A 16,234-nucleotide genomic window follows, 5' to 3' on the forward strand; every position below is an offset into this window, starting at 1 on the left:
TCACCATCTTCACTGCCTCTTCCCGGTATTCCGGGGAGAATTTCCTCTTCGGACGAGCCAAATCACTACCTTTCCGGACCACCCCATTGTAGTGGGGTCACTGTCCGGAATCTTCGGGGCGCTTCAGACACAGGGCATGCAAGAAACAGGGCGTGCAAGAAACAGGGCCTAGTGGACAGCGGGGCTTGTGGGTGCGGGGTGTTGTGGGCGTTACGCGGCCTGGTTTAGGGCGGTGGGGGCGGGTCTTGGGTTGGGGGGTGGGAGGGCGCGGTAGATGTAGCGGCCGGTGGTGTCTTGGGTGATGTGCATCTGCTCGGCGTTGGCGTGTTTTAAGCGGTTGTGCCAGCCGCAGCAGAGGGCAAGTTCATCGATGTCGGTGGGGCTGTTGCCTAGGGCCCATCCGTTCACGTGATCGACTTCGCACAGGGTGCCGGGGACTTCGCAGCCTTGAAACGCGCAGGTCGGATAGAGCGTTTCGAGGACTTGGCGTTGGGCTGCGGTGGCGAACCGGATCCTGTGCCCCAGGTAGAGCGGGGTGTGGCCGCCGCCCAGCAGGAGCGGTGAGACGCCCGCGGCCAGGGCTATGCGGCGGGCTTGGGGGGCGGGGATCGGGGTGCCGTCGGTCAGGCGGGCGGGGGCTTCGCCGCCAGTCAGGGTGTCCAGATCGCAGATGACGGTGACCTTGGTGGCGCGGTGGCCGCCGGAGAGGACGGTGGTCAGCGCGGCGGCGGTTCGTTCGGGCAGGTCGCGCTGGTCGTCGGGCCCTGCCGGTTTCGCCAGAGGTCCCAGGGTTCCGTCCCAGATGGCGGCGTCCTCGGGGTTGAGCCAACCCTTGATGTATCGGCCGCCGTCCAGGGAGCGCGTCACAGTGACCCAGGAGCGCTCGTAGCCGCGCTGGGAGTCTTCGGGGGCTTGCTCGCGCCCGTCCCGTTCGGCGATGACGTCGCGGATACGGCGGCCGAACGCGGCGACCTTTCCGGCTGAGAAGCCCTGGTCGACCATGTCCAGCAGGACCGATTCCGCCTTCTCGCAATCGGCGTCGTCGAGCCGGGCGACGGCATCGGCCACGGTGGCGGCGTAGCCGTAGGACAGCTCGCCGTCCGCGAGCATCGCCGTCACCTTCGGCAGCCTGTGGCGCTGCCGTGCCAGGGTCACCCGCTCTCTGGCGCGCGACTCGCGCATGCCCAGCCGCGACCGCAGCCATGCCTGAGTGGACGGAAGGCCCCAGCGGCGCATCTCTCCGGTGGCGTCCACGCGACCGATCAGGTCGGCCAGCGCGCTCTCCTGCGCGTCCGATGCGGCCGCGAGCTTCTCCGCCAACTCCATGCAGGACGAGGGGGATTCCGGTGCGCTGCGTCCGGCCAATTCAGCAGCGATCGCGGCAGCGGCGTCCACCAATTCCATGGTGGACGCCTCACCCAGATCGACCGCAACCAAATCCATACGGAGAGTATATCGAACGTGTGTTCGAATCAAGCCCCATGTGCCGCCTTACTTTTGTCACCGACGGGATAGTCGGAGGCGGTCTCATCGCCGTCCACCAAAGATCCAAAGCCATGGCCTCGCCCTGCCCTCTTGGACGGTGGGGTGGCGCGTCGGGCAGGGGGCAGGCGGAGCCTGCCCGACGAAAGTTGCACCCAGGGGCCGCAGAGGCTCCGAAGTCAAGGGTGGGACGGAGTCCCATCGCGAAGCGACGCCGAAGGCGCCCTTGACTTCGGAGGGGCGGCCCCGTACGCAGCGCCACCCCACACAATTCTCCGAACGCGGCTAGTCCGACTTGGGCCAATTAATCGCTTTCTAGCTGAATATGCGCCGCTTCGGGCATCGGAAGAGACGTCATCTCGACATTCGCGACTTGGCTGCTTGTCCCTTGGCTGCTTGTCCCTTGGCTGCTTGTCCCTTGGCTGCTTGTCCCTTGGCTGCTTGTCGCTTGGCGGATCGTCACCCGCATGTCACGCGCACGGAGGGCTGCCGGAGTGTCCGGGTGGGCGGCATTATGGCGGGCATGACGTTTCATGCGAGCGGCACCTTCGACATCGAGGCGTGGGACGCCGACGAGCCCTATGAGGAGCGGGGCGGGAACAAGCTGACCCGGGTGCACGTCGGCAAGGCCTTCCACGGTGACCTCGTGGGGACGAGCTCCACCGAGCTGATCACGGTGGAGTCGGCGGCGGGCCCGGTCGCCTACGTGGGGGTCGAGCATGTCCAGGGCATCCTGCACGGCCGCGAAGGGACGTTCGTGCTGCAGCACAGTGCGGGCAGCGAGGACGGGACGTCCGACACCCAGTGGCTGCGCTGGCTGATCGTCCCCACGTCCGGGACGGGCGAGCTGGCGGGCATCCGCGGCGTCGGGCAGATCACCGTCGCCGAGGACGGGTCCCACGCCTGGGCGCTGGAGTACACGCTGGACTAGCCGCCGACCTGCGGCCGGTAATGTTCACCTCATGCCCCCGGTCACCGGCGACGCGACGCGCGAGCGCATCATCGACGCGGCCGAAGAGTGCTTCGGCCGCTTCGGCGTGGCCAAGACCACGGTCGAGGACATCGCCGCCGCGGCGAAGCTGTCCCGGGCGACCGTGTACCGGAGCGTCACCGGCGGGCGGGACGAGCTGATCCTCGCGGTGGTGGTCCGTGACCTGCACCGGTTCCTCGACCGGCTCGCCGAGCGGCTGCGTCGGGAGCGGTCGGTGTCCGAGGCGATCGTCGAGGGCACGCTGGACGCGGTCGAGTACGTCCGCGACGAACCGGCCCTCGCGCACTTCCTCGTCCCGGAGGCGGCGGGGCACATGCAGGCGGCCGTGGCCGGCGCCGCCGAACACGTGCTCGCGCTGTGCTGCGACTACGTCCGGCCCTATTTCGAGCAGGCGCAGCGGCAGCGCAGGCTCCGGCCCGACATCGAGGTGGAGGGGACCGTGGAGTTCCTCTTCCGCATCATCACCTCGCTGATCGTGATGGAGCGCGAGCGGGACGCCGACGGGCTGCGCCGCTTCCTGCGCACCTATGTCGTCCCGGTCATCGCGGCGCCATGACTCCGGCGAGCGGGTAGCGTCCAGTGAAGATCAGGCGGGAGAAAGGCCGGCAACGATGAAGGACACGGCACACGAGATGCGGGGAAGCTCGGCCGTCCGGCCGAGTCCGGTGTTCCTCGCGGTCGTGGCGGCGACCGTCCTGTGCGGCCTGATCGCCTGGCGGTACGGGACGATCCTGGAGCGGCCGGGACGGATCGCGCTGTTCGGGTTCGTGATCGCCGCGTGGATCCTGTCGCTGTCGCTGCACGAGTTCGGGCACGCGTACATGGCGTACAGGTCGGGCGACCGCAGCGTGGTGTCGAAGGGCTACCTCACGCTGAACCCGCTGAAGTACTCCGATGTCACGCTGAGCTTCCTCATCCCGGTCGTGTTCATCATCCTCGGCGGCATCGGACTGCCGGGCGGCGCCGTCTGGATCGACCGGCACGTGATCCAGGGGAGGCTGCGGCACAGCCTGATCTCGGCGGCGGGCCCGCTGTCGAACGCGCTGTTCGCCGTCATGCTCGCAGTGATCTTCAAGAACTTCGCCGACAGCGGGCACGCACTGTTCTGGTCCGGGCTGGCGTTCCTGGCGTTCTTGCAGGTCACGGCCGCTGTGCTGAACCTGCTGCCGATTCCCGGGCTGGACGGCTTCGGGATCATCGAGCCGTACCTGCCGCGCCATCTGACTGACCGGGCGAACGAGTACGGCGGCTACGTGTTCCTCATCCTGATCGCGCTGCTGTGGCTCGGGCCGATCAACGAGGGCTTCTTCAACGTCATCTACTACATCACCGACGCGATCGGGCTGGGCGACTTCCCGTTCCGGGTGAGCGGCTCCGTCGACCACTTCCCGATCGAACTGGGGCACTACCTGTTCCAGTGGTGGAACGACTAGTCCGCGACGAGGTGCCGGACGATGCGGCGCAACTGCTCGGCGTAGCGTTCCCGGAATTCGGGTGATCCCGGGTCCAGGCCGAAGATGCGGCGGACGGCGAGCGGGTTCGTGACCGGCGCCGACACCATCGCCATGACGGCCAGCATGACCGCGCCCGGGTCCAGGTCGGCGGGCAACTCCCCCGCGGCCTGGCGGCGTTCGAGGTCGGACAGGTCCTCCCGGTCGCCGGACGGGACGTCGTCGAGGTCCTCGGTGAGGCCGCGCCAGGCGTTCAGCCGGGTTCCGCGCGGATCGTCCAGGACGTGCCGCAGGTACCGAACCACGATCTCCTCGAACGGGACGGACGGGTCGTTGAACTCGGCCTCCCGCTCCAGCCAGCGCCGGCCGAGCGCGCGGTACAGCCCCTCCTTCCCGCCGAAGTAGTAGTTGATCAGCTGCTTGTTCACGCCGGCGCGGTCGGCGATGTCCTGGACGCGGGCGCCCGCGAACCCCTTGGCGGAGAACTCCTCCAGCGCGGCGTCCAGCAGCAGGCGCCGCGACCGCTCGGCGTCGAGGGTGCGCTCGTCCGGGGCGGGGGCGCGCCGCGCGCGCTTCGTCGGCTCCGTCACGGACCCCATGGTAGCCGCATGGCTGAACAGTTCACCCAACCGGTTGTTTGACATCTTCATCCATATGGTTGAACCTGGTCGGCATGATTCTCGTCACCGGAGCCACCGGCAACGTCGGACGCCATGTCGTCGGCGAGTTGCTCACCGCGGGCGCCAAAGTCCGCGCGCTGACACGCGATCCCGCCCGTGCCCGGCTGCCCTGCGAAGCCGAGGTCGCCCGCACCGGCGACATGCCGCTGGACGGCATCACCGCGATCTTCCTCAACCCGGCCGTGTTCTGGCACGGCCTGGACGACCTGCTGTCCCGCGCCGTCGAGCACGGTGTCCGGCGGGTGGTCATGCTGTCGTCGGCCGCCGCGCTGGACGACGACCCGGCGAACGAGCTGGCCGCGCACCACCTGGAGATCGAGCGGGCCATCGAGGACTCCGGGCTGGAGTGGACGTTCACGCGTCCCGGCGAGTTCTCGTCCAACGCGTTCGCCTGGCGGGAGGCGATCCGCGCCGGCGACCCCGTCCGCGAGCCGTACGCGGCGGCCCGCAGCGCGCCGATCCACGAGCGCGACATCGCCGCCGTCGCCGCGAAGGCCCTGCTCACCGAGGACCTCCTCGGCACCAAGCCGATCCTGACCGGACCCGAGGCGCTCACCCACCCGGAGATGATCGGGCTCATCGGCGAGGCGACCGGCCGGCCCGCGCGCTTCGAGGAGATCACTCCCGAGGAGGCGCGGCGGGAGATGCTCGCCCACCCCTACATGCGCGAGGGCCTGGTGGACGTCCTGCTCCGCCTCCGTGCGAACTCGGTCGACCATCCGGCCGAGCCGTCCCCGGAGGTCGCGCGCATCACCGGGCGTCCGGCCCGGACGTTCAAGGAATGGGCCGCCGACCACGCCGACGCCTTCTGCTGACCAGCGAGTGACCAGCGAGCCCCACAGACCCACCACAGCGACCCACCACGGCGACTTGCGACCGACACACCGACACCCGTCCCACCAACACCCGTCCCACCAACACAGGACCCGACACACACGTCGCAGGCGTACTGCGGTGGACATTCCGGGACCGGCGCCCGCGTGCTCCTGTAGCTCCCGGCCGCCTCCCAGGAACCTGACCGAACGCCGCTTACTGACCTACGGATCTACTCACACCCGGTTCTACTGACACACAGAACCCGACCATCCGAACGGCCTTCAGCCGACCCATGCCGGAAAGCAAGCAGGGCGGGGCCGCCCCCGTGGCCCCGCCCTACCCGCAGCCCTACTTGCAGCCCTACTCGCGGTCCACTCGCCTCTACCCACAGCCCTACTTGCGGACCTTGGCGGCCGTGACCTCCTGTAGCGCCCACTCGAACCAGTCGCGGCGCATCGCGGCGAACCGCTTGCCATACTCGATGACCAGACGTCCGTAGACGGACAGGTCGTCGTCCCCCCAGTCGATGTCCTTCTCCAGGGACTTCAGCTCGTCGAGGTACTCCCCGAGCCCCTCCATGTGCCTGCGGAGATAACCCTGGGCCTCGTCCGGCTCGACCAGCCCGAGGAAGAAGACCCGCAGCAGAGCCTCGTCCCGCCGTCCGACCTTGGCCGGGACGTTCACCAGCCAGTCGTGAAGCTCCGCGCGCCCCGCCTCGGTGATCCGGTATGCCTTGCGACCGCGGGGCCCCTCCTCGGCGACCTCGATCAGGCCGGCGTCGGCGAGCTTGCCCAGCTCGCCGTAGAGCTGGCTCTGCCGGGCCGGCCACACGTTCCCGAGCGAGATCTCGAACATCTTCAGCAGGTCGTAACCGCTGGCACCGTCCATCTCGGCGATGAGCCCGAGCACCGCATGTCGCAAACTCATGCCCCGCAGTGTACAGGTCACAGTTGACATGTTGAAAAAGGAGTGTCTATGTTCGACATGTCAAGATTGGAATGTCAGCAGGGAGCGCTCGACCGTGCCGAAGTACTACGCCAGAACGTTCCTCCCCTGGGTCCTGCTCGCCGTCGTCAGCGGTGTCGACGTCCGGGCCGGGGCCCTGACGGGGCTCGCCGCCGCGCTGGCGCTCCTCGCGCATGACCTCCGCCGGGGGCGCCACGCCGACTCCCTGATCCTGGAGATCTCCACGACCGCCTTCCTCGCGACGCTGACCGTGGCGGCGTTCGCCGCCCCCGGCTCCCCGCCGATGGGCTACGGCGCCTCGCTCGCGATCGGCTGGCTGGGCGTCACGGCGTGGGTCACGCTCCTGGTCGGACGCCCCTTCACCGCGGGCATCGGCCGCCGCCAGGTGAGCGCGGAGATCGCCGCGACCACCGCGTTCCGGGACATCAACCGCGTGCTCACCGCCGTCTGGGCGGCGAGCTTCACCGTCATGGCGGCCGTGCTCGGCTGTGTCCAGTACTGGTCGCCGGACGACACATGGCTGCTGGTCGCTGTAAAGATCACCGGGTTCACCCTTCCGGCCGTCGTCACCGCCCGTTACCCCGAAAGCGTCCGGAGGCGCCACCTCACCAGGCACGGCGCACCATCGCCAGAACCGAAGCCGGAGCCGGAGCCGGAGCCGAACTCGAAGCTGGAGCCGAAGTCGAAGCCCGCGCCGGAACCCGAACCCGAAAGCGGGCCGGCGATCTCCCTGGACCCCGAACCGTCCTCCCGCTGACCCCACCCGGGAAAGGAGCACGAGATGAGCGAGAACACCGCCGACCGTCCCGCCGCCTGGCTGGAGGGGCAGCTGGCCCCCGTCCCCGACGAGATCACCGCCCGCGACCTGCGGGTGACGGGGACCCTGCCGGCCGCGCTGACCGGCCGGTACTTCCGGAACGGGCCGAACCCGAGGCCCGGCGAGCCGACCCGGCACTGGTTCAGCGGCCACGGGATGATCCACGGCGTGCGGCTGAAGGACGGCCGCGCCGAGTGGTACCGCAACCGCTGGGTCAAGACGGAGATGTTCACCAAGGGCACACCGTTCCTGCGCGACGACCTCACGTTCGACCGGCGCTCGGTCCAGGCCAACACGCACGTCATCCCGCACTCCGGCAAGATCTGGGCGCTGGTCGAGGTCGGGTTCCCGTACGAGATGACGCCGGAGCTGGAGACCGTGGGCCCGTGCGACTTCGGCGGCCGGCTCACCACCGCGATGACCGCGCACCCGAAGGAGGACCCGGCCACCGGTGACCTGCTGTTCTTCGGCTACGGCGTCTTCGAGCCGTACCTGACCTACCACCGCCTGACCGCGGACGGGACGCTGGCCGAGAGCCGCGTGATCGACGTCCCCGGGCCGACGATGATGCACGACTTCGCGATCACCGAGAACCATGTCGTCTGGCTCGACCTGCCGGTGGTGTTCGACGCGGAGCTGGCGGTCTCCGGGATGGCGGGACTGCCCTACCGCTGGGACGACGGCTACGGCGCACGGCTCGGCGTGATGCGGCGGGACGGCACCGGGGACGTCCGCTGGTTCGACGTCGACCCGTGCTATGTCTTCCACGTCGGCAACGCGCACGAGGACGCCGCCGGCCGGATCGTCCTGGACGCGGCGCGCTACCGTCCCGAGAACTTCACCGCCCTGTGGACGCACATCGGCGGCACCGCCCACCCGTCCGTGGCGGCGGCGCGGTCCGACACCGCCCGGCTGCACCGCTGGACCCTCGACCCCGCGACCGGCAGGACGTCCGAGGAGCAGCTGGACGACCGGGGCGTGGAGTTCCCGACCCTCGACGACGCCCGTACCGGCCTGCTGAACCGCTACCTGTACATGGTCGCCGGAGACCGGACGACCGCCGGCAAGGAGATCGTCAAGTACGACCTGCGCGGCGACTCGTCGGCCGCGCACGTGTGCGAGGGCGCCACGCACGTCGGCGAGGCCGTCTTCGTCCCGGCGCCGGACGCGGGCGCGGAGGACGAGGGCTGGCTGCTGTCGGTGGTCACCGGCGACGAGGCGTCCGAGCTCCGGGTGCTGGACGCGGCGGACCTGTCGCACGTCGCGAGCGTCCACCTCCCGCGGCGCGTTCCAGCCGGATTCCACGGGAGCTGGATCCCGGACGCCCGGATCGGGGCCTAGGGTGATTTACTAACCGGTACAGCCGCGAAAGCATTTACTTACAAGGCTCCTCCCGGGAGGTCCCTCATGTCCGTGGCCACGGAGAACACCGAGACGTTCGCGTCGCTGAACCCGGCCACCGGCGAGGTCGTCGCCGAGCATCCCGTCCAGGACGCCGCCGCCGTCGCCGCGGCCGTCGAGCGGGCCCGGGAGGCGGCCGCCTGGTGGCGCGCCCTCGGCTGGAAGGAGCGCCGCCTCCGGCTGCTCAACGTCAAGGGCTCCCTCACCCGCAACCTGGGGAGGATGGCCGAGCTGATCCACCAGGAGACCGGCAAGCCGGTGCAGGACGCCCAGCTTGAGACGATCATGGCGATCACGCACCTGGACTGGGCCGCCCGCAACGCGCAGAAGGTCCTCGGGCCGCGCTCGGTCTACCCCGGCCTCATGGCGATCAACCAGCGTTGCGTGCTGGAGTACCAGCCGCTCGGCGTCGTCGGCGTCATCGGACCGTGGAACTACCCGGTCTTCACCCCGATGGGCTCGATCGCCTACGCGCTCGCCGCCGGGAACGCCGTGGTGTTCAAGCCGTCCGAGTACACCCCGGGCGTCGGCGTGCTCCTCGCCGAGCTGGTCGACGCCGTGATCCCCGAGCACCCCGTGCTGCAGACGATGACCGGGCTCGGCGAGACGGGGGCGGCGCTCGCGTCGTCCCCGCACGTCGGCAAGATCGCCTTCACCGGCTCGGCCCGCACCGCCAAGCGCGTCATGGCGGCCTGCGCCGAGAACCTCACCCCGATCGTCGCCGAGTGCGGCGGCAAGGACGCCTGCATCGTCGACGCCGACGCCGACCTCGACGCCGCCGCCGACGCCGCGCTGTGGGGCGCCATGTCGAACGCCGGCCAGACCTGCATCGGCGTCGAGCGCATCTACGTCGTGGACGAGGCGTACGACAGGTTCCTCGGCACGCTCACCGAGAAGGCCCGCGACCTGCGTCCCGGCTTCGACCGGGAGGCCGCCTACGGGCCGATCACGATGCCCTCGCAGCTCGACGTCATCGAACGGCACATCAAGGACGCCCTCGCCAAGGGCGGCAGGGCGGTCGTCGGCGGCGCCGAGTCCGTCCGCAAGCCGTACGTGGAGCCGGTCGTGCTGACCAACGTGCCGGACGACTCCTCGGCGGTCTGCGAGGAGACGTTCGGCCCGACCATCACCGTCCACCGGGTCAAGGACATGGACGAGGCGGTGGAGAAGGCCAACAAGACCAGCTACGGCCTCGCCGGGACGATCTTCTCCGGTGACAGGTCCCGCGCGATGGAGATCGCCCGCCGGATGCGCTCCGGCATGACCTCCATCAACGCCTTCGCCGCGTTCGCCAGCGTCGCCGCGCTGCCGTTCGGCGGCGTGGGCGAGTCGGGATTCGGCCGCATCCACGGCGCGGACGGCCTGCGCGAGTTCGCCCGGCCGAAGGCCATCACCCGGCAGCGCTTCGCGACGATGAACCTCACCTCGTTCGCCCGCTCCGAGAAGGAGATGGCCCGCGTCCTCGGCCTGATCAACATGATCCACGGCCGCCGCTACAAGCGCTGAGCCCGAAAGGGGCGCCCGTTCGTCCCGCCGCGTCTGCCTGCGCCCGGACGCGGCCGGGGGCGGGGCCGGGGGCGCCGCCTAGACTCCGAACCATGAGCTCCGAGACGTTCGACACGCCCGCGCGCAGCCGCCTCCAGGCGTTCCTGGGCGGGACCTCCCCGCCCCCGCCGGGCTTCCGGCCGTTCGCGGACGACGACGTCCCGGCGCTGGCCGCCCTCATGTGGGACGCCTACCGCGGCACCCCGGACGAAGCCGACGTGGGCGACATCCAGGGTGCGCTCCGCGAGCTCCACCTCACGATGGACGGCGAGTACGGCACGTTCCTGCGCGAGGCGTCGTTCGTCACCGCCCACGAGGGGCGTCCGGTAGGGGCGGCGCTGGTCACCCTCTACCAGGACCTGCCGCTCCTCGCGTTCCTCTTCACGGCCCCCGCCCACGCGGGACGCGGTCTGGGCCGCGGCCTGGTCCAGGCGGTCATGCACGCCCTCGCCGAGCAGGGCCACGACACCCTCACCCTGGCCGTGACCCGCCGCAACCGTCGCGCCCGCCGCCTCTACGACCGCCTCGGCTTCTTCGAGGTCGCCTGACCTCCCCCGGCACCGGCCGTGAGCAGGCCACGCCCCGCCCCTCCCGCCGTCCCGCTCGATGTGAATGTGCGCGCGGGCTGAAGACGTGTGCGCTCTCACGCAAGGACGAGATCAGCCGGATCCTTCACCTTTGAGGAGGCAGCGGCAGCCAACTACACCGGACGCCTGTTCGAGGGCACGTACACCTGGAGTGGCCAGCTCTGGCCCCAGGACGGCTTCTATCGCTTCGATGGTTACCTCAGCCACAAGCCCAGTGGCGCGGCATACGGCATCACCTGCTTCTTCAACCTGGCCGCGGACGGCTACTACACGTGGGGCAGCGCTCTGGACCCGCACTTCTGACCGTTCCGCCGGCGGCGCGCGGTGACAGGGCCGTACCTTGCCGCGACCGGGCGTGACGTGGCATTATCCGGCGACCATGCAGCAGACCATCACCGCCGCGAACGCGCTGGCCGAACGCTGGGCCGCGACCTGCTCGGGCGCGTCCACGGTCATGGCGGGTCCCGGCGCGTGGCCGCTCCTCGCGCTGCTGGCGTCCGCCGCGGACGGCCCCGGACGCACCGAGCTCGCAACGGCCGTCGGGCTGGACGCCTCGTCCGCGGGCCGTGCCGGGTCCGAGCTGCTGGCGCTCCTCGGCGACGCGCCCGCCGTCCGGTCCGCGCTCGGGCTGTGGACGCGCCTCGACGTCCCCGTCGAACCGGGCTGGGCGCCGCCCGCGGCCGCGCACGGCATCCTCACCGGCGAACCCGCCAAGGACAAGCGCGATCTCGACGCCTGGGCGGCGGAGCACACCGGCGGTCTCATCCGGTCCATGCCGATCAAGATGGAGCCGGAGACGCTGCTGGTCCTGGCGTCCGCGCTCACCGTCCGGACACAGTGGTTCGAGCCCTTCGACATCGCCCACGACGACACCACCCTGTACCGGACCACCCGGCGCCTGGAGGACGCCAGGGTCGCCGACGCGCCGGACGGGCCGGTCACGCTCGTCCGCGTCGCGGGCACCGACGACATCGACGTCCATCTCGTCCGCGGCGACCAGCCGCCCGGCCGGGTGCTTGCAGCCGCATTCGGCACGTTCGACGGCCGCCACGCCGCCACCACCGCGGACGACCTCCCCGAAGGGTCGCCCGCCCCCGGCGTCCGCGTCTGGTTCGAGGAGGCGACCTGGCCGACGCCGCAGCTGTACCTCAAGCTGCCGGCCTTCGAGGTCACCGGGGCGCACGACCTGCTCGCCCTGCCGGACGTCTTCGGGCTCGCGTCCGTGCAGGACACGTCCCGCGGCCACTTCCCCGGCATCAGCACCACCCCGCTCGCGATCGGCCAGGCCCGGCAGAACGCGCTGGCCCGCTTCGACGCGGAGGGCTTCGAGGCCGCCGCCGTCACCGCGGTCGGTGCCCTCGCCGGCTCCGCCGCCCCGCTCGGCGATCCCCACCTGGCGAAGCGGGTCTCCGTCACGTTCGACCCGCCGTTCGGCTTCCTGGCGGTGCACCGCCCGACCGGTCTGGTCCTCGCCACCGGCTGGGTGGCCGAGACAGGCGCGTCCTAAGCCTTACCCGGTCGGGACCTCCCGCCTAAGGCGGTCTAAGGCGGCGGAGATAGGGCGTCGTCCCAATGTGGGGCATGGGGTCTTAGGACGAACCTTGTACATGTCGGGCCAAGAGGGCCCGGCAGGGACAAGGAGAAGCAGATGCTCAGCCAGGAGTTCATGAAGGTCGTCATCGAGGACCGCGTGCGCGAGCTCCGGGCCCAGGCGAAGAACACCCGCCGCGCCCGCATCGCCAAGGCGCTCAAGCGCTGACCACCGCGGTACACCGCGGCCCAACACGGTCCGACACGGCCCAACACGGTCCACGCCCGGACGACCCGAACCCGCCGACGACGCCGAAGGAGAGCGACATGACACGCCCCGAGTTCAGCAACATGATCATCAATGACCGCGTACGGGTGTTGCGGAGCGAGGCGAAGAACGCGCGCCTCGCCCGCCGCATCGCGAAGGCGCTCACGCGGTGACGCCCCCGGCCTGCACGACCAGGGCCTGTACAGCACCGGCCACGCCCCCGTCCGAAGACGGGGGCGTTTCTCATTTCGGGGCGTTCGCGGGCGCGAGGAGGGTGCGGCCGCGGATGAGGTCGGCGGCGCGCTCGGCGATGGCGATGGTGGGGGCGTTGGTGTTGCCGCGCGGGACGGCCGGCATGACCGAGGCGTCCACCACCCGGAGGCCCTCCACGCCCCGGACCCGCAGCTCGGTGTCGCAGACGGCGCCGTCCCCGCCCATCGCACAGGTGCTCGTGGGGTGGAACAGCGTCGCGGCCTCGCGGCGGACGAAGTCGACGACGTCCTCGTCCGACGCGGCCTGCTCCCCCGGTGCCCACTCGCCGCCGACGAGGGACGCGAGCGGGCCGGTCGCGGCGATCTCGCGGGCCTGCCGGACCCCGGCGACCAGGATGTCCAGGTCGGCCTTGTCGGCGAGGTAGGCCGGGTCGATCAGCGGCTTGGCGTACGGGCTGGCGGAGCGCAGGGTGAGCGTGCCGCGGCTCGCGACCGCGATCGCGGTGACCATGACCGACAGCAGCCGCTCGGACGACTCGGTGAGCCCCTGGTCGACGAATGGCGTGGGCAGGACGTGGTACTGCAGGTCCGGCGCGGGCAGCCCCTCGACCGTCCGGACGAACCCGCCCGCCTCCGCGATGTTGGACGTGTACGGCCCGCGCCCCAGCGCCTGGTACAGGGCGAACGAGCGCGCGTTCGCCAGCTCCCAGAGCGGCTTGGTACGCGGCGTCGCGAACATGACGTTCACGAACGGGTGGTCCTGGAGCCGCTGCCCGACCGGGGAGTCCGCGACGACGTCGATCCCGAGCGACCGCAGGTGACCGGCCGGGCCGATCCCCGACAGCATCAGCAGCTGCGGGCTGTTCACCGCACCGCCCGACAGGATCACCTCGGCCTCGGCGCGGACCGACCGCGTCTCGCCGCGCGCCTCGTAGCGGACGCCGGTCGCCCGCCCGTTCTCGATGGTGACCCGGGTGACGAGCGCGTCGGTCACCACCGTGAGGTTCGGACGGTTCTCGATCGGATGCAGGTATCCGGCGGCGGCCGACCAGCGCCGGCCGCCCTTGCAGGTCACCTGGTAGAAGCCGACGCCGTCCTGGTCGGCGCCGTTGAAGTCGGGGTTGGCGGCGAGCCCGTACGCCTTGGCCGACTGCACCCACGCGCGCGTCAGCGGGTGCCGGTAGCGCGGATCTTCGACGCGCAGCGGGCCGCCGACGCCGTGGTACGGGAGATCGCCGCGCTGCTGGTCCTCGGCGCGGCGGAAGTAGGGCAGCAGGTCCTCGTAGCCCCAGCCCTCGCAGCCGTAGGAGTCGCGCCAGGTGTCGTAGTCGTAGCGGGCCCCGCGGATGTAGATCATCGCGTTGGTGGACGAGCTGCCGCCGAGCGTCCGCCCCCGCGGCCAGTACACGCTGCGTCCCGCCGCGTGCTCCTGCGGGACCGTCGCGTAGTCCCAGTCGTACGGGCCCTTGATCAGCGATGCCACGGCGGCCGGGATCTGGATCTCCGGGGCGTCGTCGGGCGGTCCCGCCTCCAGCAGCAGGACCTTCAGCGACGGGTCCTCCATCAGCCGGGCAGCCAGAACGCAGCCCGCACTGCCCGCTCCCACGATGATGTAGTCGTACACGGCGGCCTCCGGGTTCTCTCCGGAACCCTACCCAACGGGTCTGCGACGACCGCACGGCTAGGCTGCTGAGCATGGCGAAGGACATGGCAGAGGACATGGCAGAGGACATGACGGACGGGGCTGAGGGCAGGGCGAAGAACGGGGCGAAGAACAGGGACAATCCCGTCGTCCTCTCCCGGATCTACACCCGCACCGGCGACGACGGCACCACCGCGCTCGGCGACGCGTCCCGCACCCGCAAGACCGACCCGCGCCTCGCCGCGTACGCCGACGTCGAGGAGGCCAACGCCGCGATCGGCGCGGCCCTCGCCCTCGGCGATCTGCGGGACGACCTTGTCGCGCTGCTCACCCGCGTCCAGAACGACCTGTTCGACGTGGGCGCCGACCTGTGCGCGCCCGTCGTCGCCGACCCGCAGTACCCGCCGCTGCGCGTCGAGCCGTCCTACGTCGAGCGGCTGGAGGCGGCCTGCGACGAGCACAACGCGGACCTGCCGGCGCTGCGCAGCTTCATCCTCCCCGGAGGGGCGCCCGGGGCGGCGCTCCTGCACGTCGCCCGGACGGTGACGCGCCGCGCCGAACGGTCCGCCTGGGCGGCGATCGAGGAGCACGGCACGGGGGACGACGGCGGCGTGAACCCGCTGACCGCCACCTACCTCAACCGGCTGTCCGACCTGCTGTTCATCCTGTGCCGCGTCGCCAACGCCGAGCACGGCGACGTCCTCTGGAAGCCCGGCGGCGAACGCTGAACCGCCGCTCTTCTGCGGAGGGCCTCGAGTGGATCCGGGGGTGGGGTTAGCCCCACCCCCGGATGACCGGCTCCCCTCCTGGTGCCACCGCCGCCACCGGAGCAGGCTTGTCATGCACGGGTGCACGGAGACGGGGTGCACGGAGACAACGGGAGTGACCACGTGAGGACCCTGACGATCACCGCCGGTCTGGCGGTCGCCGCGGCGGCGCTGGCCGGCTGCGGCAACCTGAGCGTCGGCACGCACCACGAGAACCGCTCCTACACCGCGCCCGGCGGCATCACCACGCTGAAGATCAGGTCGCACGGCAGCCGGGTCGTGGTCACCGCGACCGACACCCCGACGATCAAGGTCGCGGAACGGCTCCGCTGGACGAACGAGAAGAACAAGCCGAAGGCCGAGCACGTCACCGACGGCGGCACCCTCACCCTGTCGTCCGAGTGCGGCAACCAGGTGATCGGGTTCAGGGGCTGCGGAGTCTCCTACCGCGTCCAGGTGCCGCGCTCCCTGCCCGTGGACATCGAGGGCCGGGACGGGATGATCGTCGCGTCCGGGCTCAGCGGGACCGTTCGGCTGCACAGCGCCAACGGCTCCATCGACGCGACGGGGCTGAACGCGACGGCCGCGACGATCAGCTCGGAGGACGGCTCGCTGCGCGTCACGGGGCACGCCGGAACCGCCCGGCTGACCAGCGAGAACGGCACCATCGACGCCCGTGGGCTGTCCGGAGACCGGCTGAGCGCGAGGACCCGCGACGGCGCGATCCGCGTGCGGGGGACCTTCCCGGTCGCCGATCTCCACAGCGACAACGGCTTGATCGAAGGGCGCGGCCTGTCCGGCGACCGGCTGACCGCCAGGACGCGGGACGGCTCCATCGATCTGCGCTTCGGCACCGCGCCGTCCACCGTCACCGCCACTACCGACAACGGCTCGGTCCGCCTCCGTCTCCCGCCCGGGGAGCGCTACGCCATCGACGCGTCCGCCAGCAACGGCGGCAAGAGGATCGACCCGCTCATCCACCAGGACTCGGACGCCAAGCGCCAGATCAGGCTCACCACCAGGGACGGCGCCATCACGGTCCTCCCCTCCTCCTGACCGGACGGGGCTCCACGCCGCCG

At 70.8% G+C, this 16,234-nt stretch carries 16 protein-coding genes; 12 read left to right on the forward strand and 4 right to left on the reverse strand.

Translation table 11 applies throughout. The features are described from left to right. Positions 1-210: 210 nt before the first annotated feature. The gene (locus tag ABGB11_RS22325; protein ID WP_347635765.1) at positions 211-1,443 is read right to left on the reverse strand and encodes a DUF222 domain-containing protein; all 1,233 of its coding nucleotides are present in this window, start codon (positions 1,441-1,443) and stop codon (positions 211-213) included. A 562-nt stretch (positions 1,444-2,005) separates the two neighbouring features. Between ABGB11_RS22325 and ABGB11_RS22330 the strand changes: the two genes are divergently transcribed. From ABGB11_RS22330 to ABGB11_RS22340, 3 genes are read left to right on the forward strand one after another with little or no spacing between them, the layout of a single operon-like run. Then, entirely contained in the window at positions 2,006-2,413 is a 408-nt protein-coding gene (locus ABGB11_RS22330; protein WP_347635767.1) for a DUF3224 domain-containing protein, read from the forward strand. Positions 2,414-2,444: 31 nt separating this feature from the next. Further along, entirely contained in the window at positions 2,445-3,029 is a 585-nt protein-coding gene (locus tag ABGB11_RS22335) for a TetR/AcrR family transcriptional regulator (RefSeq protein ID WP_347635768.1), read from the forward strand. Positions 3,030-3,084: 55 nt separating this feature from the next. After that, entirely contained in the window at positions 3,085-3,906 is an 822-nt protein-coding gene (locus tag ABGB11_RS22340) for a site-2 protease family protein (RefSeq protein ID WP_347635769.1), read from the forward strand. Here the strand turns inward: ABGB11_RS22340 and ABGB11_RS22345 are convergent. Beyond that, a complete protein-coding gene (locus tag ABGB11_RS22345; RefSeq protein ID WP_347635771.1) occupies positions 3,903-4,514 on the reverse strand; it encodes a TetR family transcriptional regulator in 612 nt (203 codons plus the stop codon). The two genes, ABGB11_RS22340 and ABGB11_RS22345, sit on opposite strands and share 4 nt — an antisense overlap. An 83-nt stretch (positions 4,515-4,597) precedes the next feature. On the opposite strand from ABGB11_RS22345, the gene ABGB11_RS22350 reads away from it, so the two are divergent. Further along, on the forward strand, positions 4,598-5,419 hold the full coding sequence (locus ABGB11_RS22350) for an NAD(P)H-binding protein (protein WP_347635772.1): 822 nt from the start codon (positions 4,598-4,600) through the stop codon (positions 5,417-5,419). Positions 5,420-5,813: 394 nt separating this feature from the next. On the opposite strand, the gene ABGB11_RS22355 is transcribed toward ABGB11_RS22350, so the two are convergent. Continuing rightward, entirely contained in the window at positions 5,814-6,347 is a 534-nt protein-coding gene (locus ABGB11_RS22355; protein WP_347635773.1) for a PadR family transcriptional regulator, read from the reverse strand. Between the two features lie 94 nt (positions 6,348-6,441). Here ABGB11_RS22355 and ABGB11_RS22360 point away from each other — a divergent pair, with 94 nt between their 5' ends. From ABGB11_RS22360 to ABGB11_RS22385, 6 genes are all read left to right on the forward strand, one after another. Continuing rightward, positions 6,442-7,143, forward strand: a complete 702-nt coding sequence (locus tag ABGB11_RS22360; protein ID WP_347635775.1) for a hypothetical protein — start codon at positions 6,442-6,444, stop codon at positions 7,141-7,143. Between the two features lie 24 nt (positions 7,144-7,167). Then, on the forward strand, positions 7,168-8,544 hold the full coding sequence (locus ABGB11_RS22365; protein WP_347635776.1) for a carotenoid oxygenase family protein: 1,377 nt from the start codon (positions 7,168-7,170) through the stop codon (positions 8,542-8,544). Between the two features lie 66 nt (positions 8,545-8,610). Continuing rightward, entirely contained in the window at positions 8,611-10,110 is a 1,500-nt protein-coding gene (locus tag ABGB11_RS22370; protein WP_347635777.1) for an aldehyde dehydrogenase family protein, read from the forward strand. A 92-nt stretch (positions 10,111-10,202) separates the two neighbouring features. Continuing rightward, entirely contained in the window at positions 10,203-10,697 is a 495-nt protein-coding gene (locus ABGB11_RS22375) for a GNAT family N-acetyltransferase (protein WP_347635779.1), read from the forward strand. Between the two features lie 87 nt (positions 10,698-10,784). Continuing rightward, on the forward strand, positions 10,785-11,039 hold the full coding sequence (locus tag ABGB11_RS22380; RefSeq protein ID WP_347635780.1) for a hypothetical protein: 255 nt from the start codon (positions 10,785-10,787) through the stop codon (positions 11,037-11,039). Between the two features lie 76 nt (positions 11,040-11,115). Continuing rightward, the gene (locus ABGB11_RS22385; protein WP_347635781.1) at positions 11,116-12,243 is read left to right on the forward strand and encodes a serpin family protein; all 1,128 of its coding nucleotides are present in this window, start codon (positions 11,116-11,118) and stop codon (positions 12,241-12,243) included. A gap of 534 nt (positions 12,244-12,777) precedes the next feature. Here the strand turns inward: ABGB11_RS22385 and ABGB11_RS22390 are convergent. Then, entirely contained in the window at positions 12,778-14,370 is a 1,593-nt protein-coding gene (locus tag ABGB11_RS22390) for a GMC family oxidoreductase N-terminal domain-containing protein (RefSeq protein WP_347635783.1), read from the reverse strand. A 107-nt stretch (positions 14,371-14,477) separates the two neighbouring features. Between ABGB11_RS22390 and ABGB11_RS22395 the strand changes: the two genes are divergently transcribed. Both ABGB11_RS22395 and ABGB11_RS22400 read left to right on the forward strand, forming a co-directional pair. Then, the gene (locus tag ABGB11_RS22395) at positions 14,478-15,116 is read left to right on the forward strand and encodes a cob(I)yrinic acid a,c-diamide adenosyltransferase (protein ID WP_347635989.1); all 639 of its coding nucleotides are present in this window, start codon (positions 14,478-14,480) and stop codon (positions 15,114-15,116) included. Between the two features lie 162 nt (positions 15,117-15,278). Beyond that, positions 15,279-16,211, forward strand: a complete 933-nt coding sequence (locus ABGB11_RS22400) for a DUF4097 family beta strand repeat-containing protein (protein ID WP_347635784.1) — start codon at positions 15,279-15,281, stop codon at positions 16,209-16,211. The last annotated feature ends 23 nt before the right edge of the window (positions 16,212-16,234 follow it).

The organism is Actinomadura sp. B10D3, assembly GCF_039871695.1.
GTDB lineage: Bacteria > Actinomycetota > Actinomycetes > Streptosporangiales > Streptosporangiaceae > Spirillospora > Spirillospora madurae.

Bases quoted from the DNA above. Each gene is read 5' to 3' on its own strand.
- ABGB11_RS22325 (WP_347635765.1), bottom strand. From the start codon at position 1,443: ATGGATTTGGTTGCGGTCGATCTGGGTGAGGCGTCCACCATGGAATTG.
- ABGB11_RS22330 (WP_347635767.1), top strand. From the start codon at position 2,006: ATGACGTTTCATGCGAGCGGCACCTTCGACATCGAGGCGTGGGACGCC.
- ABGB11_RS22335 (WP_347635768.1), top strand. From the start codon at position 2,445: ATGCCCCCGGTCACCGGCGACGCGACGCGCGAGCGCATCATCGACGCG.
- ABGB11_RS22340 (WP_347635769.1), top strand. From the start codon at position 3,085: ATGAAGGACACGGCACACGAGATGCGGGGAAGCTCGGCCGTCCGGCCG.
- ABGB11_RS22350 (WP_347635772.1), top strand. From the start codon at position 4,598: ATGATTCTCGTCACCGGAGCCACCGGCAACGTCGGACGCCATGTCGTC.
- ABGB11_RS22355 (WP_347635773.1), bottom strand. From the start codon at position 6,347: ATGAGTTTGCGACATGCGGTGCTCGGGCTCATCGCCGAGATGGACGGT.
- ABGB11_RS22365 (WP_347635776.1), top strand. From the start codon at position 7,168: ATGAGCGAGAACACCGCCGACCGTCCCGCCGCCTGGCTGGAGGGGCAG.
- ABGB11_RS22370 (WP_347635777.1), top strand. From the start codon at position 8,611: ATGTCCGTGGCCACGGAGAACACCGAGACGTTCGCGTCGCTGAACCCG.
- ABGB11_RS22375 (WP_347635779.1), top strand. From the start codon at position 10,203: ATGAGCTCCGAGACGTTCGACACGCCCGCGCGCAGCCGCCTCCAGGCG.
- ABGB11_RS22385 (WP_347635781.1), top strand. From the start codon at position 11,116: ATGCAGCAGACCATCACCGCCGCGAACGCGCTGGCCGAACGCTGGGCC.
- ABGB11_RS22395 (WP_347635989.1), top strand. From the start codon at position 14,478: ATGACGGACGGGGCTGAGGGCAGGGCGAAGAACGGGGCGAAGAACAGG.